Annotated in this window: 23 protein-coding genes and 1 pseudogene; 14 read left to right on the forward strand and 10 right to left on the reverse strand. The window is 49.1% G+C overall.

All coding sequences use genetic code 11. From position 1 onward, the window contains the following. The first annotated feature begins 153 nt into the window (after positions 1-153). Positions 154-1527, forward strand: coding sequence for an ATP-dependent RNA helicase DbpA (dbpA, locus tag RHD99_RS11330; RefSeq protein ID WP_309878876.1), 1374 nt, complete (start codon positions 154-156; stop codon positions 1525-1527). Positions 1528-1577: 50 nt separating this feature from the next. Here dbpA and gap read toward each other — a convergent pair whose 3' ends face one another. Next, the gene (gene gap / locus RHD99_RS11335; RefSeq protein ID WP_309878877.1) at positions 1578-2579 is read right to left on the reverse strand and encodes a type I glyceraldehyde-3-phosphate dehydrogenase; all 1002 of its coding nucleotides are present in this window, start codon (positions 2577-2579) and stop codon (positions 1578-1580) included. 190 nt (positions 2580-2769) lie between these two features. Between gap and cybB the strand changes: the two genes are divergently transcribed. Further along, positions 2770-3300 (forward strand): cytochrome b561, encoded by a 531-nt coding sequence (gene cybB / locus RHD99_RS11340; protein WP_309878879.1) that lies wholly within the window; start codon positions 2770-2772, stop codon positions 3298-3300. 54 nt (positions 3301-3354) lie between these two features. Here cybB and RHD99_RS11345 read toward each other — a convergent pair whose 3' ends face one another. Both RHD99_RS11345 and RHD99_RS11350 read right to left on the reverse strand, forming a co-directional pair. Next, positions 3355-3627: a hypothetical protein gene (locus RHD99_RS11345; protein ID WP_183269334.1), complete on the reverse strand. Its 273-nt coding sequence runs from the start codon at positions 3625-3627 to the stop codon at positions 3355-3357. A 344-nt stretch (positions 3628-3971) separates the two neighbouring features. Continuing rightward, positions 3972-4940, reverse strand: a complete 969-nt coding sequence (locus RHD99_RS11350; protein WP_309878881.1) for a glycosyltransferase — start codon at positions 4938-4940, stop codon at positions 3972-3974. A 287-nt stretch (positions 4941-5227) separates the two neighbouring features. Between RHD99_RS11350 and RHD99_RS11355 the strand changes: the two genes are divergently transcribed. The 5 genes from RHD99_RS11355 to RHD99_RS11375 all read left to right on the forward strand — a co-directional run bounded on the left by RHD99_RS11355 (position 5228) and on the right by RHD99_RS11375 (position 8159). Then, positions 5228-5509 carry a RidA family protein gene (locus RHD99_RS11355; protein WP_309878884.1) on the forward strand — a complete coding sequence of 94 codons (282 nt, stop codon included), beginning with the start codon at positions 5228-5230 and terminating at the stop codon, positions 5507-5509. Next, positions 5509-6165, forward strand: coding sequence for a helix-turn-helix transcriptional regulator (locus tag RHD99_RS11360; protein WP_309878887.1), 657 nt, complete (start codon positions 5509-5511; stop codon positions 6163-6165). Before RHD99_RS11355 ends, RHD99_RS11360 begins: the two co-directional genes overlap by 1 nt. After that, positions 6152-6970 (forward strand): PhzF family protein, encoded by an 819-nt coding sequence (locus RHD99_RS11365; protein WP_309878889.1) that lies wholly within the window; start codon positions 6152-6154, stop codon positions 6968-6970. Before RHD99_RS11360 ends, RHD99_RS11365 begins: the two co-directional genes overlap by 14 nt. A 410-nt stretch (positions 6971-7380) precedes the next feature. Continuing rightward, a complete protein-coding gene (locus tag RHD99_RS11370; protein ID WP_309878891.1) occupies positions 7381-7830 on the forward strand; it encodes an STM2901 family protein in 450 nt (149 codons plus the stop codon). Then, positions 7815-8159 carry a DUF1493 family protein gene (locus RHD99_RS11375; protein WP_309878893.1) on the forward strand — a complete coding sequence of 115 codons (345 nt, stop codon included), beginning with the start codon at positions 7815-7817 and terminating at the stop codon, positions 8157-8159. Before RHD99_RS11370 ends, RHD99_RS11375 begins: the two co-directional genes overlap by 16 nt. Before the next feature lie 23 nt (positions 8160-8182). Here the strand turns inward: RHD99_RS11375 and RHD99_RS11380 are convergent, their stop codons facing one another. Continuing rightward, entirely contained in the window at positions 8183-8665 is a 483-nt protein-coding gene (locus RHD99_RS11380) for an Hcp family type VI secretion system effector (protein WP_309878894.1), read from the reverse strand. Positions 8666-8928: 263 nt separating this feature from the next. Here RHD99_RS11380 and RHD99_RS11385 point away from each other — a divergent pair, with 263 nt between their 5' ends. Then, positions 8929-9204: a metal/formaldehyde-sensitive transcriptional repressor gene (locus RHD99_RS11385; RefSeq protein WP_270145410.1), complete on the forward strand. Its 276-nt coding sequence runs from the start codon at positions 8929-8931 to the stop codon at positions 9202-9204. A gap of 32 nt (positions 9205-9236) precedes the next feature. Next, a complete protein-coding gene (locus RHD99_RS11390) occupies positions 9237-10355 on the forward strand; it encodes an S-(hydroxymethyl)glutathione dehydrogenase/class III alcohol dehydrogenase (protein WP_309878895.1) in 1119 nt (372 codons plus the stop codon). A gap of 65 nt (positions 10356-10420) precedes the next feature. Here the strand turns inward: RHD99_RS11390 and RHD99_RS11395 are convergent, their stop codons facing one another. Next, positions 10421-10678 (reverse strand): winged helix-turn-helix transcriptional regulator, encoded by a 258-nt coding sequence (locus tag RHD99_RS11395; RefSeq protein WP_309879143.1) that lies wholly within the window; start codon positions 10676-10678, stop codon positions 10421-10423. A 17-nt stretch (positions 10679-10695) separates the two neighbouring features. Here RHD99_RS11395 and RHD99_RS11400 point away from each other — a divergent pair. Continuing rightward, positions 10696-10797 (forward strand): annotated as a pseudogene (locus RHD99_RS11400) (short-chain dehydrogenase); the annotation flags it as partial. 82 nt (positions 10798-10879) lie between these two features. On the opposite strand, the gene RHD99_RS11405 reads toward RHD99_RS11400, so the two are convergent. After that, positions 10880-11125 carry a DUF2554 family protein gene (locus tag RHD99_RS11405; protein ID WP_183269322.1) on the reverse strand — a complete coding sequence of 82 codons (246 nt, stop codon included), beginning with the start codon at positions 11123-11125 and terminating at the stop codon, positions 10880-10882. Between the two features lie 209 nt (positions 11126-11334). Beyond that, positions 11335-11664 carry an SMR family transporter gene (locus tag RHD99_RS11410; RefSeq protein ID WP_183269321.1) on the reverse strand — a complete coding sequence of 110 codons (330 nt, stop codon included), beginning with the start codon at positions 11662-11664 and terminating at the stop codon, positions 11335-11337. Between the two features lie 328 nt (positions 11665-11992). Between RHD99_RS11410 and nfrB the strand changes: the two genes are divergently transcribed. Genes nfrB through RHD99_RS11425 form a run of 3 tightly spaced genes read left to right on the forward strand, consistent with a single transcriptional unit; the run spans position 11993 to position 17861 of the window. Continuing rightward, positions 11993-14218, forward strand: coding sequence for a cyclic di-3',5'-guanylate-activated glycosyltransferase NfrB (nfrB, locus tag RHD99_RS11415; protein ID WP_309878897.1), 2226 nt, complete (start codon positions 11993-11995; stop codon positions 14216-14218). Beyond that, positions 14215-16995 (forward strand): NfrA family protein, encoded by a 2781-nt coding sequence (locus tag RHD99_RS11420; protein ID WP_309878898.1) that lies wholly within the window; start codon positions 14215-14217, stop codon positions 16993-16995. Before nfrB ends, RHD99_RS11420 begins: the two co-directional genes overlap by 4 nt. Next, entirely contained in the window at positions 16995-17861 is an 867-nt protein-coding gene (locus RHD99_RS11425) for a DUF4434 domain-containing protein (protein ID WP_309878899.1), read from the forward strand. Before RHD99_RS11420 ends, RHD99_RS11425 begins: the two co-directional genes overlap by 1 nt. A gap of 14 nt (positions 17862-17875) precedes the next feature. Here RHD99_RS11425 and RHD99_RS11430 read toward each other — a convergent pair whose 3' ends face one another. The 3 genes from RHD99_RS11430 to RHD99_RS11440 are packed head-to-tail and all read right to left on the reverse strand — an operon-like array spanning position 17876 to position 20411. Continuing rightward, positions 17876-17998 carry a DUF2474 domain-containing protein gene (locus tag RHD99_RS11430; protein ID WP_309878900.1) on the reverse strand — a complete coding sequence of 41 codons (123 nt, stop codon included), beginning with the start codon at positions 17996-17998 and terminating at the stop codon, positions 17876-17878. Further along, positions 17998-19011, reverse strand: a complete 1014-nt coding sequence (gene cydB, locus RHD99_RS11435) for a cytochrome d ubiquinol oxidase subunit II (RefSeq protein WP_309878901.1) — start codon at positions 19009-19011, stop codon at positions 17998-18000. Before cydB ends, RHD99_RS11430 begins: the two co-directional genes overlap by 1 nt. Then, positions 19011-20411, reverse strand: coding sequence for a cytochrome ubiquinol oxidase subunit I (locus RHD99_RS11440; protein WP_309878902.1), 1401 nt, complete (start codon positions 20409-20411; stop codon positions 19011-19013). Before RHD99_RS11440 ends, cydB begins: the two co-directional genes overlap by 1 nt. Positions 20412-20560: 149 nt before the next feature. Here RHD99_RS11440 and RHD99_RS11445 point away from each other — a divergent pair, with 149 nt between their 5' ends. Further along, on the forward strand, positions 20561-21973 hold the full coding sequence (locus RHD99_RS11445; protein WP_309879144.1) for an aminotransferase-like domain-containing protein: 1413 nt from the start codon (positions 20561-20563) through the stop codon (positions 21971-21973). Position 21974: the final 1 nt, after the last annotated feature.

Below are 21974 nucleotides of genomic sequence, written 5' to 3' on the forward strand. Positions count from 1 at the left end.
GGACCATTAACCCTCATCTGTTTTCATGATTTTAAATGACTCACTAAACATCGCCCTGAAAATGCAAACAAAACGTCAGCAGCGTTACCCCCTCAAATCTGCTAACATGCGCGCCAGACGCTGTCTGACAGCCCATTAATTGAGAGTATAATTGTGACATCTTTTTCTACCCTAAACGTTCTGCCTGCAGAACAACTCGCCAATCTCACCGAACTTGGTTATCACACCATGACGCCTGTTCAGGCGGCTGCATTACCCGCGATACTGGCTGGGAAAGATGTCCGTGCACAGGCAAAAACCGGTAGCGGTAAAACGGCAGCATTTGGTTTGGGCTTGCTGCAACATATTGATGCCAGCCAGTTTGTTACTCAATCTTTGGTGTTATGTCCAACACGCGAATTGGCCGACCAGGTGGCTAAAGAGTTACGCCGTCTGGCGCGTTATATGCCAAATATCAAAATATTGACACTGTGCGGTGGACAACCGTTTGGTGCGCAACGCGACTCTCTGCAACACGCTCCGCATGTGATTGTGGCAACGCCTGGCCGTTTGCTCGATCACCTGAAAAAAGAGACGGTTAATTTAGATGCTCTGCAAACGCTCGTGCTGGATGAAGCTGACCGTATGCTGGACATGGGTTTTGCCGATGCCATTGATGATGTCATTGGCCACGCGCCGCAAGACAGACAGACATTACTGTTCTCCGCAACGTGGCCTACGGCGATTGCAGCCATTAGCTCTCGTGTACAGCGTACGCCAGAAACGATTGAAATTGATTCAGTAGACGAATTGCCGTCTGTTGAGCAGCAGTTTTATGAAATCTCCCGCAGCGGGAAAATCAGTCTGTTACAGAAATTACTCAGCAAGCATCAACCTGCATCTTGTGTGGTGTTCTGTAATACCAAAAAAGATTGCCAGGCCGTTTGCGATGCGTTGACTGAAAGCAACCAAAGTGTGCTGGCGCTGCACGGTGATATGGAACAACGTGACCGTGACCAAACGCTGGTTCGCTTCGCAAATGGCAGTAGCCGTGTGCTGGTGGCAACAGATGTTGCTGCGCGCGGGCTGGATATTAAAGCGCTGGAAATGGTCATTAACTATGAATTGTCATGGGACCCGGAAGTCCACGTTCACCGCATTGGCCGTACCGCACGCGCGGGTGAAAGCGGTCTGGCGATTAGCCTGTGTGCTCCGGAAGAAGCACAACGTGCCAGCGTGTTAGCTGAAATGCTTAATTTGTCTCTGAACTGGCAACCCGCTCCAACGGGCGGCAGCATCAAGCCGCTTGAAGCGACAATGACGACGCTGTGCATTGATGGTGGCAAAAAAGCGAAAATGCGTCCGGGCGATATTCTCGGTGCATTGACCGGCGATATGGGGTTGGATGGGGCGGATATCGGCAAGATTGATGTTCATCCGATGCATGTCTATGTCGCGATTCGTGAGTCTGTGGCGCGTCATGCATGGAAGCAACTACAGCAGGGTAAAATCAAAGGCAAATCGGTTAAAGTGCGTTTGCTGAAGTAATCCTGAAAACCCTCTCCCGAACACGACAGCGTGCCGGGAGAGGGAGTGCATTACTCTTTGGCGACGGCGTCCAAAACCCGCACCAACTGAGTTACAAAGCCATATTCGTTATCGTACCAGGCTACGGTTTTCACTAATTGCAAATCACCGACTTCGGTCACTTCAGTTTGGGTCGCATCGAACACTGAGCCGAAATGCGTACCGACAATATCAGACGAAACAATTTCTTCATCGGTATAGCCAAATGATTCATTGTTTTCCGTGGCCTTTTTCAGGGCGGCATTAATCTCATCGACCGTCACTTTTTTCTCCAGAATCGAGACTAACTCAGTCACTGAACCTGTCAGGGTCGGCACACGTTGCGCATGCCCTTTGAGCTTGCCCTGCAATTCAGGGATAACCAGCCCAATGGCTTTTGCCGCGCCGGTTGTGTGAGGAATGATATTTTGCGCAGCGGCGCGAGAAGCACGCAAATCTTTCCCTCGCGGGCCATCGACCAGCGATTGTGTGCCGGTATAAGCGTGGATCGTGGTCATCGTGCCGAGTTTAATGCCGAAGTTGTCATGCAGGGCTTTTGCCATTGGCGCAAGACAGTTAGTGGTACAGGATGCGACGGATAGGATTTTATCCTCAGGCGTAATGGTGTTGCAGTTCACATTGAAAACAATGGTTTTCATGTCGCCCGCAGGGGCAGAAATGAGTACTTTCTGCGCTCCCGCGTCCAGATGCGCGCTGGCTTTTTCTTTCGAAGTATAGAAACCGGTGCATTCAATCACTATCGCTACGCCATCTTTTCCCCACAGAATATTTTTGGCGTCTTTCTCGGCATACACCGCAATTTTCTTGCCGTTGACCACCAACGAATCGTCGGTGTAATCCACCGTGCCATCGAAGTTACGATAACTGGAGTCATGCTTGAGCAGATAGGCCAGAACTTGCGGTGAGGTAAGATCATTGATGGCTACAATCTCCACCTCACTTTGGGTTTCCAGCACACGGCGCAATACCAGCCGACCAATACGACCAAAACCATTAATACCGATTTTTTTCATAACCCGAACCTCATATCTCAACATTGAGAGTTGCTTAAATCTTAATCAATTGTAGTGATGGTTCAGAATTGAGAGGGTCGCAAACCGATGTTGTTAAGAAAATTGAGAGGGAATTTCATCAGATGTTAATGATTTTTAGAGGGATTGCCGCTATCCTGGAAAAATCATTGTGACAAAGCAGGGCACTCAAATGCGTAGCAAATACACCGCGTTGCAGATAACGCTTCATTGGCTGGTTTTTTTACTGGTAGTGGGGGCTTATTGCGCGATGGAACTGAAAGGTTTTGCACCTCGTTCTTATCGGCCAATCTTTAATGCCACTCATGTTACCTGCGGGATCAGCGTCTTCTTTTTGATGATTGCGCGTCTGCTGGTTCGCATTAAATACCGTGCGCCAGCGATAACGCCGAAGCCGCACCCGGCAATCACCGGGGTGTCGCATTTAGTACACACCATCATCTATTTGATGTTCATTATTCTGCCGATTCTGGGTTTCTTAACCGTGTACTTTAAAGGCAGTGACTGGTCGGTATTTGGCATTTCGATGCCACATGCGATTGAGCCTGATGAGGATATGGAGTTCACCATCAAAAGCTACCACGAACTCATCGCCAATATTGGCTACTTCGTTATCGGCATTCATGCTTTTGCGGCACTTTTTCATCATTATGTGTGGAAAGACAACACCTTGCTGCGCATGATGCCCGGTAAAAAGGACTGAGCTTCTTCCCTGACCAGATACCCCACTTGAACAGTGGGGTCGTAAAGAAATGCGTTACTGGTATTCAGCAAACCCTCGGTCTGATTCTGTTTGACCAACATATTCAAAAGGCAGCAGTTGCACTATTCGCTCGTCATAGTGCCAGCCTTGTGCATCCCTGTTGATGGTGTGACCAGGAGTAAGGCAAACATCTGTTACACAACGTACAACAGCATATTTACCATCATCGAACGCAACCCTGTGGATACAAACTGGAGGAATAACAGAGCGTAAACATCTCACTTCCAGAATCGATCCTGCTCTTTTTTGTTCGGTATGCTTTTTCATCTTGTCCCCCTTGCGGGAAGTGAGCAGGTGATATTGAGTAACCATCCAGCTTCGAGATAAATGCGATTGCGGGACATGACAGACACCTTTGTCGTTTCCACTGCACGCGTAACCGTGAGATACACTGGCTGTCAGTTCAGAATGGGGCTGAAGTCAGGATAAGTCATTCATAACCCATATTTACAGTCCATTATGGTTAGAACACAGCAATGCCGGGTAGTTCATTTTATGAACAAATGTATGTCTGTTTTGCGGGTTATAATCTGGCTTAAAGGGCATCTGACATTCATTTCGAGTGCCCTTTAAGCCAAAATGAAACTCATACCACCGCAGAAAAATTGGAACTATTTCTTTCTCAACCTTACGATAGTGTTGAGATAAAAAGGCAGAATGAGAATTTGAATCTTTCTGGAAATTCTGAATTCATTTATAAAAGGCATTAAAGCTTTTTGTAATTTCCGCTGTTCTTGACGTGAAAAAATCGCCTGCTTATTCTTAATGAGCATGTATTTTATAAAGTTAAACACTCTTTGAACCGTTGGGAAAAGTATTGCTTTTGTTTCAGGCCTTTCTTTTGAAAGATCAGATAATGTTGTTGCCACGTAAACTAAATCAGAAAGATCGTTTTGTCTAAAGGTCTGCGTGATACTTTTCTTATGAAAACGATACCAGATCAGTGATTTGTTAATTCCAAAAATGCATTTGCTTTTTAAATACAAAGCAGGGACTGTGCTCATGTCCTCATACAACCGGCCTTCTGGAAACTCAATGCCGTTATCAATAAACAATGACTTCTTATAGACTCTGGCCCACGGATACCATTTGCACCGTTGAAATGCAGGTTTCAGTTGTTCAATAGACACAATCCGCTCTTTGCCGGCAAAAACTGCACAATCAATATGCTCGACTATATTTGAAATCTCACTTTCAAACTGATCAGCATTAAACTCAATAATATCAATCGTTGAATCATTAAGTAGCGATGGAATTTCGGACCAAAAATCCTGATGATAAAAATCATCTGAATCCAGCAGAGAAATATATTCACCAGACGCAATACTTAACCCTTTGTTTCTGGCAGCAGATAACCCCGCATTTTCTTGATTGATAACGATCAGATTTTTTTCAGGATAGCGCTGTGAAGTCTTTATTATAATTTCGTTGCTGTTGTCCGTTGAACCATCATTGACAATAATTATCTCCACATCACTATTAGCATAAGGGAGGACAGATTCCAGACACTCTTCAATAAAGTCAGCGGCGTTATAGCATGGGATGATAATGCTTAATTTCATCAAAGTATCGGCGCTCATTTTTTGTTCTATTTTTGAATTGTTGCGACATTTTAGCACTGACTCATACGCGCTGCGAAATTTACAGTATCGACGAGGGCTTATGTGACCAGGTGGGCGTTTGCAATCAACACTTGTTGAAAATTGAAATTGTGTTTATTTCCATGTTGGCTTGATGCTATCCTGACGACACTTTTTACTCGCCGGACAAGATGATGCTGATAACACGTTACCCAACAACGAAACCATTCCCTTTCTCTGACATGGTGGCATCGCAGGGATTTCTGTTTTTGTCGGGGCAGGTGTCAATGACAGCCGAAGGAGAGCCTGTCTACGGTACCGTTACGGAACAGACTTTAAATATCATGCACGCTGTAACCAAGACGCTAAATCGCGCAGGGGCGAGCCTGAATGATGTTGTTCGGGTGCAGGTCTGGTTAAGTGACATGAAGTATTTTGCAGAATTTAATCGGGCATACGGCAGTTTCTTTCACGAAGTCTACCCATCAAGGACAGTGACCAGCAGTACTCTGGCTTTTGGTATGGATGTCGAAATTGAGATTCAGGCGACAAACCCTGGGAATAAATAATGACATACGAACGAGAAGCGCTGATTAACGTTCTGTCGGCTGCACTGGAAGCACTAAAAACCACACTGCCTTTAAATACTGAAGCTGTGCTGCATGACCTTACTCAACCAGAGGCGTCAGTGGTAAACATTATTAATGGGCATGTCAGTGGGCGAAAAATTGGAGATGCTCTTCTTAAAGGGCCCGAGGATGATAAAGGGTTTTTGGGATTGTTTGACGTGCCAAAGCAGACATCAAGCAAGGTTTTCAACGGTTATACCACGACGACTTCTGGCGGAAAGGTCTTAAATAGCGCCTCCACATTGTATTACAACTCAGATGGGACGCCTTTGGTTGCCTTTTGTATTAACGTCGATACTGATGTTGTTACTCGTCTGATGCGTGATCTTGAGTATTTGGTTCCTTCGCCGCTGGACTATGCCGAACAGGAAAACACGCTTGCAGGCGTTCCTGAAGAGTCTCTTGATGAGTTCCTTTCCCGTTTTCGGATGACCGGTTCTGAAAGTCAGAAAGAGTACAGAATGAGAGTGGTCTCCGAAGTTCAAGCGATGGGGTTTTTCAAAATAAAAGGAAGTGTTAATCACCTTGCGAAGATGCTCGGGGTGACCCGGTTTACTATTTATAATTATCTGGAAAAACTGAATGCAAAATCATAATGCAAACAGCATCCCTTTTTATCAGGTTGATGCCTTCACATCCCAGCCGTTTGGCGGCAACCCTGCAGGTGTTTGCCCTCTCACGGAATGGCTTAGTGATGAGACGCTGCAAGCGATCGCTATTGAAAATAATATCTCTGAAACCGCTTTTTTCGTCCCGGTAGAGGATGGTTATCACTTGCGTTGGTTTACACCTGGCTGTGAAGTTGATCTGTGTGGCCATGCCACACTGGCGACAGCATGGGTTCTGTATAACAAACTGGGTTACACCGGTGAATTGGTGCGCTTCCACACCCGTAGCGGCGTGCTGACGGTCAGCAGGCACGGTGAGGAATATTGTATGGACTTCCCGGTGACCTGGCCTGAACCTGTCGCTATAGCACCAAACCTAACTGAATCACTTGGTATCAGTGAAAAGGACATTATCGGGGTCTGGAAAGCTCCAGATATTATTGTCCTGCTCCGGGATAAGGCCATCATTGATACGATGGAGCCTGATATGAATAAGCTGGTGCAAATAAAGGCGCGTGGTGTGGTCTGTACCGCAGAGGGAGCCCATGATGGACCCTTTGATTTCATCTCTCGCTGGTTTGGGCCACAGGTGGGGGTCAATGAGGATCCCGTTACCGGATCAGCGCATACCTGGCTTGTGCCTTTATGGTCAACTCTGCTCAATAAAACCGAATTCTGCGCTCAGCAGGGGGGAACACGTAAAGGGGAACTGCGCTGTGTGTTGCGTGATGATGATCGCGTAGAGCTATACGGTTCTGCCCGCATGACCATCGAAGGGCGGTTCTATCTTTGACAGTGATCGCCTCAGTCAGTCTTCGTTCTAAATGAATCATTCCCTTTCAAAGACGTCTACACATCCCGCTGTTTGTATCCAAATTACAGGGTCTGAACAGCAGCCAGAATTTGTAATTTACGCTCCGGAATCAGGAGCGTTTTAGGGGCAAAAACGCGCATAAATCTCGAATTGGGGGCATATAGGGGGCAAAGTAGTAGGTATTAACAACACAATCAGCTTTTCCAGTTCAAAGAGGAATTCCCTACTACAAAATGCTGAGGCGATGGTAGCAGTTGTAGCCCCATGAGCACCAAATGTTGACTGGCCGCCAGTACCTGAATTTATCTAGTAGCTACAAATTAGTTACATTTGCCCAGATTCTGGACCAGCGTTATGATGTTGTTCCCTAAGTTAAATGGGCTTAAAGAATGGATACGGTTGAAGAGCTGGGCGGGACGTACTTCTATCATGGACAAGCAAATTTAACGCCTGGCGAATTGTTCGACGTGATCTTTTTAGAACAATTTTGCGACGAACTGGGAATTGGCATTGAATCCGGGGCAGCTATTCTTGCCGGTCAGCCGTGGCTAAAAACCAGGACAAAACCCGGTACGGCAATCAAAGGTACAAGCGTAATTTCAAAGTATGGGCGGATGCTTCTGAGAGATGCGAGAACGCCTTTTGGGATCAGGGTGCCGACCCCTGTCGGTTTCAGGATGCAAAAAACGAATAAGCTTGCAGCCGTTCTCGCTCGTTATGTTCCCTGGCTTGGGTGGGTTGGCCTGATAAACTCGATTTATCAGGTATCTCGGAAAACTCAGAACAAATACAATCTGATTGCCCGACCGAAAGACCGCATACAGTGGACTTATTTCTGATGACAATACAAGACGAAGTATTAGCCATGTTCAGGAATGAGATACCAGGGTATTTAGACGAAAACTGGAAAGAAACCCCTCTGGAATTCGATTCAGATTTGTTCGAAACACCTGGTGATGATTTTGAAGATGCTTTAGAGAAGTATCAGGAGATCTTCAAAGTTGACCTGACCTTCGTCAACTGGTCTCACTATTTTCCCTGGGAAAACACCCCGTTATTTACCCGATTGTTTAAAGCAAAAAGAAAAGAAGTGGAGAAAACAAGAAAACCCTTAACGGTTCGAATGTTTGCAGAATCGGCTGCGGCGGGACGATGGCTCTATGATTAAGGGGCTAATCTGCCCCCTTTGTTTTATGCGGTTTGACGATCATTCCAGGAGTCGGAATAAATAATATTCCCGTCGTTGTGTTTCCAGGTGATTTTTTCATAGCGCAATTCTACGGATTCTAAGTGATTGCTGTTGCTGTCTTCCGGGGATGCCATCGTCGGAGATATTGAAACAACACGAACGCCTTCCAGCATCATATTGAAGTATTCAACTTCCTGGCCCGCATCGTTAATGCGATACCATTTAATTTCTGCGGATTCCAGATTTTGCCCCGTTGCCACAGCTTTATAGATATACGGGCTGGAGCAGTCGAAATCTTTAACAACCAGCATAGGCGAGTGCATACGCGTACCTGTTACTTTCCCGGTCGCATTGTCGGTTGGGATCATCAAATTGTGATGAAAACCTTTTACTTCGATGCTGTACTCACGCCCTTTGACATCAACGCCACCTTTAATGAGCGCGCCACCATCATCTTTTAGCCATAAATATGCGGGTATAGCCATGCTGCAAATTCCTTTTTGATTTATATAAGGATTGCATTTTCACGCATTGCCCACATAAAAAGAATGGTTTTTTCAGATGAAATGATCACGAAATTTTTCCGAGCAAACCCGAAAAAAATGATATGTGTTTGATTGTTTTGACGTGTTTTTGCATGTGTTTTTGAGTGGGTGTTCTATCTTACTGATAGTAATGAAAAATATAAAATTACCAATGAGTTAAAAATTAAAATACAATACCCCCCTATAGTATCAAGAGGCCCGCTATGCCACATTCACCTGAAGACAAAAAACGGATTCTGACTCGCGTGCGGCGAATACGCGGGCAAACGGAAGCGATAGAGCGCGCGCTGGAAAATGGGGATCCTTGTATCGCTATTTTGCAGCAAATCGCAGCCGTGCGCGGCGCGGCCAATGGCCTGATGGGCGAAATGTTGGAAATCCATCTGAAAGACGAACTGGTCGCGGGGGAGACATCCGAGGATCAGCGTACTGTGCGCATGGCAGAAGTCAGCCAATTACTCCGCTCTTATCTAAAATAAAATTCACACTCACCTGACGACGGAAGAAGAATATGAAATCACGTGCTGCTGTTGCATTCGGTCCGGGAAAGCCTCTGGAAATCGTTGAAATTGATGTCGCACCGCCACAAAAAGGCGAAGTGCTGGTCAAGATTACTCATACCGGTGTGTGCCACACCGATGCGTTCACTTTATCGGGCGATGATCCGGAAGGTGTTTTCCCGGCGGTTCTGGGGCATGAAGGCGGCGGAATTGTAGTGGAAGTGGGTGAGGGTGTGACCAGCCTGAAACCTGGCGATCACGTTATTCCTTTGTACACCGCTGAATGTCGCGAGTGTAAATTCTGTAAATCGGGTAAGACCAACCTCTGTCAGGCGGTACGCGCCACTCAAGGTAAAGGCTTGATGCCAGATGGCACCACGCGTTTCTCATATAACGGCGAACCGATTTACCACTACATGGGTACCAGTACTTTCAGCGAATACACCGTGGTTGCAGAGATTTCACTGGCGAAAGTGAACGAACAAGCCCCATTAGACAAAGTTTGTTTGCTGGGATGCGGTGTCACCACCGGGATTGGTGCGGTTCACAACACGGCGAAAGTGAAACAGGGTGATACCGTTGCCGTATTTGGTCTGGGTGGAATTGGGCTGGCGGTGATTCAGGGCGCGGTACAGGCAAAAGCTGGGCGTATTCTGGCAATCGACACCAACCCAGAAAAATTCAAACTGGCCACTGAAATGGGGGCTACAGACTGTATCAACCCTAAAGATCACGAAAAGCCGATTCAGGACGTGATCGTTGAGATGACTGATGGCGGTGTGGATTTCAGCTTTGAATGTATCGGTAACGTCAATGTGATGCGTTCGGCCCTGGAATGCTGCCATAAAGGCTGGGGTGAGAGCGTCATCATCGGTGTTGCGGGCGCAGGCCAGGAAATCAAAACGCGTCCGTTCCAGCTCGTCACCGGTCGAGTATGGCGTGGTTCAGCATTTGGTGGTGTAAAAGGGCGCACCCAATTACCTGGCATGGTTGAGGACGCGATGGCTGGCAAAATCAACCTCGATCCTTTTATCACGCACCGGATGCCGCTTGAACAAATTAACGAAGCGTTCGATTTAATGCACGAAGGGAAATCGATTCGTACCGTTATCCATTTTGGCGATAAATAACCGCTAAACTGACCCTCGCTGATTACTCTGCGGAGTGAATTGGCGAGGTTTTTATATCCCCAAAATCACGCTTCCAGATGCTCGCCATTTTCCCGCATCCATTGCGCAAGTGAGTCCAGTGTCGGGCGCAGTGACTTTCCTAACTCGGTTATCTGATATTCAACTCTCGGCGGGACCTCCGCAAACACTTCTCTTGTCACCAACATTCTTGATTCAAATTGCCTTAATTGCCGTGTGAGCTCTTTTTGTGTGATGGGATGCACCGCGCGCTGCAAGTCACTAAAGCGCACCGGCTGGTCGATAATGATGAGTCGATAAAGAATGGGATGAAAGCAGTTAAGACAGGCTGATGAATACTAATCTCAAAGGCCCTTTTTTCTTGATCCAGGCTTTACTGCCGATGCTGTCTAACCCGTCTTCGGTGATTGTCTGTGGCTCGGTCAGAGGTGTAAAAAATATTTAACCGAACTCAGTTCGATTTAAGGGATGACATCATCGCGTAAATCGGACTGAGTTAAGAATCGCTACAGTTGATAAGTGCCCGGACGGCGTTCATTGACGTGGAAATGTTGCTCACGAAAATCGGCGGCAGAATCTTCGGCGGCCTGACGTATTTCATCGCTATCGGCCTGATGGCGTAGCAACATGTCAGCACTTTTGACGACCAAATACAGGTGACCGTGAGTTTGAGCAGTCGTTTGGCCAGAGAACAGCGCCGCACCGACCAGTAACAAAATCATCCCCAGTTTTGACCGTAATTGTTTAACCATAATCATCAACCTCATTAACGTGACGGGCACACTGTATAGATAATTTCGATTAGTTACTATTCAACTTTTAGAAAAAAAGCAAAATTATTGTCAGCAATGTAAAAGAGTTGTTTGTTAACTTTTGGTTTACGATTTGTTGATTAAAGGCATGCCATGCTGCAAGCCTTTTGCCAGTGAAAAGGGCGCAGCATGGGCATTAAAAGAGAGGATTAGTGGGCGACTGATTTTGAAAATAGGTTAATGACTAACACGCCCAAAATGATCAGTGCCATACCCGCAATCGCAGGCCAGTCGAGTTTTTGCCCCAGGAATATCCAGCCCACTGCACCAATCAACACGATCCCGGCACCTGACCAAATCGCATAAATAATCCCGGTAGGGATAGTACGCATGGTGATGGATAAACAATAAAACGCCACCCCATAAAACAGAATGGTGATAACACTCGGCCATAAACGGCTAAAACCTTCCGATAGTTTAAGTGAGGTGGTTGCGATCACCTCGGCAATAATGGCGACAATCAGCCAAAGATAAGTCATGTCCGTTTCTCCCACAGATATTCAGCTCGACAATGTAAAGTTCAAAGCCATTTCAGGCAAGAAATTGACATCCTCAATACTAAAAATTCTCATTTTCATTAACTCGCTTAATCTGCTGTAACAATTAGAAAAGTCAGTGAAAAATTCTAGTCAACTCCCTCATGATATAATTTTAATGATTTAAAGAGTTGCCTTTAATAGATTAATACACTTTCCGTGTTTACCTGATTGTTTTATGATACCGGTAACATGCGGAACCTTATTGCTTACCCGTCAGGCCTCGTATGGAAGAGTTCAGTGGGTTTTACATGGCCTTTGGGGATTGAGAATGGACTGGTTTGTTGATTACTTTTCAACGTATCTGTACGGATTGAAAGTCATCGCTATTACTCTGGCGATACTGATGCTAATAAGCGGAATTGATGACTTATTTATTGATATCGTCTACTGGCTTCGCCGTGCATGGCGCTCAGTGACGGTCTACCGTAACAACGATTATCTGGACTACAAAGCCCTGTATGAGCCGCAAGAAAAAGCGCTGGCTATTATGGTTCCCGCATGGAATGAAACGGGCGTTATCGGTAACATGGCGCGACTTGCCGCCAGTTCTCTTGATTACGAGAATTATCATATTTTCGTCGGCACCTATCCGAATGATCCAGATACACAACGCGATGTCGACGATGTTTGTGCACGCTTTCCGAATGTCCATAAAGTCGTGTGCGCCCGACCTGGCCCCACCAGCAAAGCGGATTGCCTGAATAACATTCTCGACGCTATTTTGCAGTTTGAACGCAGCGCTCGTTTTAATTTCTCCGGCTTTATTCTGCACGACGCGGAAGATGTGATTTCTCCACTCGAATTATGCCTGTTTAATTATCTGGTCGACCGAAAGGATCTCATTCAGATCCCGGTATATCCGTTTGAACGTAAATGGACTCACTTCACCAGCCTCAGCTACCTGGATGAATTTTCCGAACTGCACGGTAAGGATGTTCCGGTACGCGAAGCGTTAGCGGGGCAGGTTCCGAGCGCAGGTGTGGGCACCTGTTTTAGCCGTCGCGCGGTGTTAGCGCTGTTGGCTGACGGTGACGGCATTGCGTTTGATGTGCAGAGTTTGACGGAAGACTACGACATCGGTTTCCGTTTACGCCAAAAGGGCATGGAAGAAATTTTCTGCCGCTTCCCGGTGATGAACAAAAACGACACCACCCGAAAACCGTTTGGTCAGCGCGCCCGTACCGCCAACGTTATCTGCGTGCGTGAATATTTCCCTGATACCTTTGCGACAGCAGTGCGACAAAAGTCGCGCTGGATAATCGGTATTGTCTTTCAGGGATTTAAAACACACCGCTGGAGCTCAAATCCGGTACTGAACTATTTCTTATGGCGAGACCGTAAAGGGGCAATCGCCAACTTTTTAAGTTTTGCCGCGATGCTGGTGATGCTGCAACTGGTCGCGATCATGATTTATCAGCGCTGCGTTGATGGGGCATGGCAATTCTTGTCTATCTTCGTGGGGGGAACCTGGCTCACCACGCTGCTGTGGATTAACTTTGGCCTGATGACCAATCGCATTATTCAACGCATGATTTTCGTCACCGGCTATTACGGAATGAGGCAAGGTTTGCTGGTGATCCCGCGCCTGTTCTGGGGGAACCTGATTAACTTTGTGGCTAACTGGCGCGCCATTAAGCAGGTTATTCAGCACGGCGATCCGCGTCGCGTTGCATGGGATAAAACCACGCATGATTTTCCAACCGTCAGCGAGCAACGCTCAACCCAGCCATTGGGTTACATCCTTGTGGATTCCGGCGTGATTACCCGCCAGCAACTTGAAGAAGCTCTGCAAAATCGCATTCCCGGCCTGAAATTGGGCGGCAACCTGGTACAACTGGGCTATATCACGGCGGTTCAGCTTGCGGTCGCGCTGGCAAAACAGGCTGAAGTACCGATGGAATCTATTGACTCCCTCACGCTCGATCCGCAACTGATCAACAGCATCCCGGCAAAAGTGGCACAACACCATGCGGTACTGCCATTGCGTATCGAAGGCGAGAACCTGATTCTGGCCTGTGAAAACACCCTCGATCCGGTTTCTCTCGCAGCGCTGAGTCGCAAAGTTGGCCGTCCGGTCAAATACGTTGTGGTGCCACGCGGTCAGGTTGTGATTGGACTGCGCTATTGGTACGGCCAGGAAGCGTTATTGAAAGAAAAACAATTACTGGAAAGTGCGGTAAGTGAAGCTCTTCTCACCGAGTCACAGGCGGCTGAAATCTGGGATAAATATGTCTCCGGGCAACTGCTGTTTGCGGAAGTGTTGACCACAGAATCCCACCTCAATGAGGCCGTTTTGCGCGCGGTGCTATTGCGCTACGAGCGCAGCGATTTGATGTTTGGCGAATACCTGGTGCAAGAAGGTGTGGTCAGCCAGAACGTGGTGGATCACGCGCTGGAACAGCAGAAGAAACTGCAACCCTCTCTGAGCAAGTTGCTGCTGAAAGCAGGTATCAATCAATTGCAACAGGCACGCCTGGCAGGGGAAGCAATATGAACATTCGCCTGAACCCCCTGGCCGTACTGATCTGCGGTGCACTGATAATGACACCCGCATTCGCCGCAAAAGAAGGGTCACAACAAGATCTGGGCTTAAACGATTACCGCTACTTCAAGGTGTATCCGCATATCGAACGGGCGCATCAGGCCATGAAAGCCAATGATGAAACGCGGGCCTTGAGCAGCTTTGAACATGCGCATGAAATGGCGCCTGAAAGTGTGCGCCTGACATTGTGGCTGGCAGAAGCTTATCGCTATTTTGGTCACGATAAGAAAGCGCAGGCATTTCTGAAAGATGAACTCAAGAAGAAGCCACACAACCCCGATTTACAGCGAGCGCTGGCGGCAATCCCCGTTCCCGAACCGCAGATTAACACCCTCGGAGAACTGCTGGCGTTGCAGAAGCAGTGCGACGCTGAGCCAACCGTAGATTGCCGCAGTAAAGTAGGTAACTATGCTATCAAGTTCAATCAGTTAAGCATCGCCCGTGCTCAGCTCTCAGACCCGACATTTCGTCATACCCAAGCCGCTCAACAACTCACCAATAACTACATACAGCGTGCGATTTTCAGGCAGCAGTGGACAGCGGCAGACCAGGGTTACGCACTGTTAGACAGTGATGCCACATTGAGTGAGGCTCAGTACCAGCAATGGTTTGCCATCTTGTTACATATGCGGCGTGACCAGCGAATTTTGGATTTACAAAGTCAGGGCGTGATGAATAGCCCGGGTATGCAACTTGCCTATGCTCAGTCACTGGCTGAACGTAACGCGCTCATGCCACTGCGTCATTATCTCACCAGCCGTAAACCGGCGTTTAACCATCCTGCTGAGGAGCGGAACTGGCTGCGTTTACTGGCAACTTACTGCAAGGAACCCGGTAAAACGGTGGCCAACTGGACGGTTAAATACCCAGAAAACCAACAGTATGTGTTATCAACGTTAGTTCCCATCCGTATCCAGAAAGGCGACTGGCAGGGGGCAAACGCACTGCTAAGTAAAATCCCCGACGATCAGGGGCTTGATCAGCGACTGGCGTTGAGTCTGGCACGCAACGACACGCAAACCAGCCTGCAGATGATCCGCCATATCAGCCAGACGCGCGATTTATCTTCGCAGGAGCTGGAAAATATCAGCTACCAGTTGGTTGTCATGGATCAGGGGAAAATGGCCGCTGAATTGCTGCTGCGCTACTGGCCATTTTCGCGGGCGGGCAAGTTGCAGAATTCGCTATCGACACGTTTGTACACCCAGCTTGCGCTTCATCCTGACGGGTTGTCCGCCGAGAGCCGAATGCGACTGGAAAAACCGTTACCCACGGCCACACAGCGTATGGCTCAGGCGCGGCTGTTCCAGGGGCAAGAAAACTGCGCCATCGTCCGAAATTTGTTGGGCGACATGTCGGTCGAGTATGACGCGCAAAGCTGGTCACATCTGGCGCAATGCTATTCTGACCGGCCAGGACTTGCCCTGTATGCCGCGCAACAAGCGCTGGCGCGCGACCCATCACCGTTTTATCAACGACAAGTGGCTTACCTGGCGTATGCCGCGGAAGATTATCAGTTAGCACAGACCAGTTGGTCACGCATACCCACCAGCGCCCTGTTGGATAACGATGTGCTGGCGGCAGCTCGCACCGCCAGGCTCTCAGGCAACGATAAGGCGTTTGATTATTGGCAGGATGTGGCCTGGCATCGTGGGATGGCGGAGCTTAAATTCGACTCCGCGCCGACACAAGATGACGCCGCACGTGGTTGTGCGTTGTTAGCGCAAGGTAAACATTCTGAAGCCCGTGACGCACTGGAAAAAGCCCGCGTGACTTATCCCGATTCGCCGGAAATCCTGAGTCAACTGGTCTATCTCAACGAGCGACTGGATGATAAACCTAAAACACGTGAGTACAGCGAACGGGTGGTGGATGACATTGATAATTCCCTCACGCCGCAACAACAGTTGAGCGATAAACAGAAAGAAGACCGCTTTGAGTTCCGCCGCATCCATGAGGACAGCGATCGTCGTTGGACCTTTACTTACGATGGTTCTTTCGGTTTGACGCCGAACTCCATGAATAGCGGTGGCAGCAGTAGCAGCGCCCAGCAGGGAAAAAGTTATCGTAGTTATGAACAATTTGAAGCGGAGTACCGTATCGGTAAAAACCAACTTATCGACGGCGATCAGCTTTCCGTTTACAGCCGAATTTTTGCCGGTAGCGAAAATGACGGCGAGCATAACTTTATGCCGGTCTATGAGCCGATGCTCGGCCTGGGCGTGCGCTGGAAACCGCTGCGTGATCAGGTCATTTATCTGGCGGCTGAGCAGCAAATTCCCCTCGGAAATCACGATGGAAAAACGGATGTCATGCTGCGGGCCAGCGCGTCGTTCTTCAATGGCGGCAAATACAGCGATGACTGGCATCCCACCGGAAATGGCTGGATGGCGCAGAATTTGTATCTGGATGCGGCGCATTTCGTGAAAGCGGACTATCAGCTGTATACCGCAGATTACCGCATGAGCTGGCACCAGAAAGTGAATGGTCACCAAACGGTCGAGCCATACTGGCATGCACAGTACAACGCCAGCACCGACACACCTTATCGCGATAATACGCTGGGTGGCGTCGGGGTGCGGCTGAATACCTGGTTTGGTGAAACGCACTACACGGCTTTCCCGCACAAGGTCAGCGTAGGTCTGGAATATCAACGCGCATTTTCCGGCCATAACCGCGACACCGATTCCAAAAATAACCTCTTCCTGACCTTAGGAGCTCGCTGGTAATGATGAAAATCCTTTTAACCACGTTGCTTCTGGCAGCCCCGGCTGCCAATGCCATGAATGCAGTGATGTATCAGCCGCAACTGCGCGATACCACCGTCTCCGACGCGCAGTGGCAACATGTGTTGAGTCAACTCAAAGGGCAGGGAATTGATACGCTGGTATTGCAGTGGAGCCGTTACGACCAGGCTTTCACAGCCGGGGAATCTCGCGCCTGGCTTGAGCATAAAGCGCAACTTGCTCTTTCTGGCGGCCTGAAGCTGGTTATCGGTCTGTCGGCAGATAGCCAGTTTTTTGAGCGGCAAAAACAGCCTGGGCCGGCACTTGAAAACTACCTCAACCATTTGCGCGCTAATGACGTAGCGGTGGCAAAGCGCTGGGTAGACGTGCTGGGTGCGCAGTCGATTTCTGGCTGGTATATCAGCAGTGAACTCGATGATCGGCGCTGGCGCGACCCGCAAATGCAACGGTTAGCAGAAGAGTGGATGAAGAAAACGCGTTTGTCGCTGGCCGCCGTTGCGGATAAACCCGTTGCGGTCAGTAGCTTCTTCGCCGGAAACATGACGCCTGATTCATACCGCAAATGGGTCACGACCTTAAGCCATAGCGGCGTAAAAGTCTGGGTGCAAGATGGTGCGGGAACGCAGATGTTGACGGAGGCTGAGCGGGCGTTGTATCTGCAAGCGCCCAGCGCCGGGAAGGTTATCGAACTGTTCCGTCAGGACAAACAGTCCAGGACGTTTAAAGCGACTCCGGCACCCGTGTCATATCAGCAAAAATGGCTGGCAACACCTGTCCCGCAAGGGCAGGACAGAGTCTATTTCTCACTGCGTTATATGAGTGCGGCCAACGGCGTGTTGGCCCACTAGTTCAGAGCAGATAATCAGGATTTAAATCCGGCCGCGCTCATCAGCAGCCGGAAACCCATCCCAACGGTGGTCAGTGCTAAAACACTGCCGCCCCATAACACCACCATCCACATCAAACGCATACCCGTCTGTTTCATCAGTGATACCCCTCACCATGCTGTACTTTTCCGCGGAAAACGTAATAACTCCAGAAGGTGTAAACCAAAATAATCGGGATGATAAATAGCGCACCCACCAGCATAAAGCCCTGGCTTTGCGGCGGTGCGGCAGCCTGCCAAAGGGTAATTGACGGCGGGATCAAATACGGCCAAATGCTGATACCCAACCCGCTAAAACCGAGGAAAATCAACCCCAATGTCAGCAAAAAAGGTGTGCTGTGCCAGCTGTTTTCGCGACCCACTGACGACCATATCAAGGCGCTGCACACCAGCACCAGTAACGGCACCGGCAACAGGAAGTAAAGATTTGGCAGGCTAAACCAGCGTGTAGCCATTTGCGGATGTGCAAGTGGCGTCCAGATGCTGATAACCGCGATGATCACAAGCATCACAATCAGCAGTGGCTTCATCAGTTTACGCATGGTTTTGAGCAGAGGATCTTCGCTTTTCATCACCAGCCAACTGGCACCCAGCAGCGCATAGGCCACCACCAGGCCGATGCCGCAGAACAGATTAAACGGTGTTATCCAGTCGAGCTGCGAGCCGCTAAAAGTGCGCCCGGTCACCGGAAAACCTGAGATAACCGCGCCAACCACAATGCCCTGGCAAAATGTCGCGACGATTGAGCCGCCGATAAACGCCTTATCCCAGAAGGGGCGATGCCCAGGCGTGGCTTTAAAGCGGAACTCAAAAGCCACACCACGGAAGATCAGCCCAAGCAGCATTAGCGTCAGTGGAATCGTTAACGCATCGACAATCACCGCGTAAGCCAGCGGGAAGGCGCCGAACAAGGCCGCTCCGCCTAACACCAACCAGGTTTCATTGCCGTCCCACACAGGCGCGACACTGTTGACCATGACATCGCGATCTTCTGCATCACGGACAAACGGGAACAGGATGCCGATACCGAGATCAAAACCGTCCATCACGATGTACATCAGGGTGGAAAATACAATAATCACAAACCAAATGACTGACAGATCAACGCCCATTAGCGTAACTCCTCGGTGGTTTCTGATACCGCTGAAAGCGGGCGAGAAGGGGTACCGTGTGCTGGCGGCGTGTCGTCATTAAACGGCTGCGGGCCTTTTTTGATTTGGCGAATCATATAGCTGTAGCCCACGCCAAACACCGACATGTACACCACAAAGAAGGTCAACAGACTGATGCTCATCTGCAAATTTCCATGCGCTGAAACCGCATCTTTGGTACGCAGCAAGCCATACACCACCCACGGTTGACGGCCGACTTCCGTGGTCACCCAACCGGCAAGAATGGCGATTAGTCCGGACGGACCCATCCACAACATAAATTTCAGAAACGGGCGGCTGTCATACAAACGGTCGCGATAACGCAACCACAGGCTGAACACGCCAGCCAGAATCATCAGCATGCCAAGCCCCGCCATAATGCGGAATGACCAGAACACCATGGTGGAATTTGGTCGGTCTTCTTTCGGGAACTCTTTAAGCGCCGGGACTTGTTTATCCAGACTATGGGTGAGGATCAGACTGCCGAGCGCCGGGATTTCCAGCCCGTAACGCGTGCGTTCTTGCTCCATATCTGGCCAGCCAAACAGCAACAGTGGCGTGGGTTCGCCTGGTATATTTTCCCAGTGCCCTTCAATAGCGGCAATTTTCGCGGGTTGATGCTTCAGGGTATTCAGGCCATGCATGTCACCAATCATCGCCTGTAACGGGGCGACGATTAACGCCATCCATAGCGCCATCGAAAACATCGTTTTGACCGCTGGGGTTTTGTTGCCGCGCAGCAAATGCCAGGCGGCAGAGGCCCCAACAAAAAATGCGCTACTCAGGAACGCCGCCACCGACATATGCAGCAAACGGTAAGGGAATGACGGGTTAAACACCACGGCGAACCAGTCCACCGGCACTACCTGGCCGTTGTGGATTTCAAACCCTTGCGGTGTCTGCATCCAGCTATTGGACGCCAGGATCCAGAAGGTGGACATCAACGTGCCCAGCGCGACCATACAAGTAGCAAAGAAATGCAGCCCAGGCCCCACGCGCTTCCAGCCAAATAGCATGACGCCAAGGAACCCAGCTTCCAGGAAAAAGGCCGTCAGGACTTCATAAGTCAGTAGCGGCCCGGTAATGATACCGGCGAACTGTGAAAAACTGCTCCAGTTGGTGCCAAACTGATAGGCCATCACCAGGCCGGACACCACGCCCATGCCAAAGTTAACGGCGAATATCTTCGACCAAAAATCGTAAAGCGAGCGATAAACGGGGTTTTTAGATTTCAGCCACAACCCTTCAAGCACCGCCAGATAACTGGCAAGCCCAATGGTGATGGCCGGGAAAATAATATGGAAGGAGACCGTAAAAGCGAATTGGATCCTTGCCAGATGAAAAGCGTCTAAATCGAACATGCGCAACCTCATAGCACAAAAACTTCGAAGCTATGTTAGAGGGTTGCATGGGGATTAAGCAGAAACAGAAAGGCGTTTTTTAACTATAACAGTTGATGAATATCGCGTATTTTTAGATGACTGATATAGACGGTGAACATCGGTTAACCATGAAAAAATACCAACAACTTGCGCAGCAAATTATTGACCAAATTGCTCTTGGCGCGTGGCTGCCGGGGGATAAATTGCCCTCATTGCGCGAGCAGGTAACCATGAGCGGCATGAGTTTTATGACCGTCAGCCATGCTTATCAAACGCTAGAAAGTCAGGGCGTAATTGTTGCGAGGCCACAATCTGGCTATTACGTCGCTCCCCGGCCCGCCGTGCGTAGCGCGCCAGTCCCTGCCAAAGTGACGCGTGACGAATCCGTCGATATCAATACCTACATTTTTGATGTATTGCAGGCCAGTTGCGACGCAACGGTCGTCCCATTCGGCTCGGCATTTCCTGACCCCCGTTTGTTTCCGCTTTCGCAACTGAACCGCTCGCTGGCGACGGTCAGCAAAACTGCGACCGCCATGAGCGTGATTGAAAACTTACCGCCGGGTAACGAAGCCTTGCGACATGCTATTTCCAGGCGTTATGCGCAGCAGGGAATGCAGGTGTCACCAGAGGAGATAGTGATCACTGCGGGTGCACTGGAGGCGCTTAATCTCAGCCTGCAAGCGGTCACCGAACCAGGGGATTGGGTTATTGTTGAAAACCCCTGTTTCTACGGCGCATTACAGGCACTGGAACGCTTACGCTTAAAGGCGCTGTCGGTGGCAACCGATCCGGAAAATGGTATTGACCTGGTCGCTCTGGAGCAGGCGCTCAACGACAATCCGGTGAAAGCGTGCTGGTTAATGACCAACAGCCAAAACCCTTTAGGCGTGACACTGTCACCTGAAAAGAAGCAGCAACTGGTTGCACTATTACAGCAGCACAATGTCACGCTGATTGAAGATGATGTTTACAGTGAATTGTACTTCGGGCGCGAACGCCCATTACCGGCTCGCGCGTATGACGAGCAAGGCATGACATTGCATTGTTCATCCTTTTCAAAATGCCTGGTGGCGGGGTTTCGCATCGGTTGGGTGGCAGCCGGTAAACATGCGCGACGCATTCAGCAGTTACAATTAATGAGCACACTTTCCACCAGTTCACCCATGCAACTGGCTCTGGTTGATTATCTGGCGACCAAGCGTTACGACACCCATTTACGCAAACTTCGGCGTGTTCTGGCTGAACGCAAACAGCAAACCTGGCAGGCGTTGCATCAGCATTTCCCCAGCGAGGTAAAGATTCATCACAGTGAAAGCGGCTATTTTCTCTGGGTCGAATTACCGGAATATATGGATGCCAGCATGCTGAGTGAGCAAGCTATTGCCCACAAAATCAGCATTGCACCAGGCAAAATGTTTACCACTGGCGGCGCATGGCATAACTATTTTCGTCTCAATGCTTCCTGGGCTTTAGATGAACGGGAACAACATGCGGTTATTACGCTGGCCGGGTTAATTCGACAACAAATAAAGGAGTGAA

The sequence above is a fragment of the Buttiauxella selenatireducens genome (assembly GCF_031432975.1).
In the GTDB taxonomy this organism is placed as follows: Bacteria; Pseudomonadota; Gammaproteobacteria; order Enterobacterales; family Enterobacteriaceae; genus Buttiauxella; species Buttiauxella selenatireducens.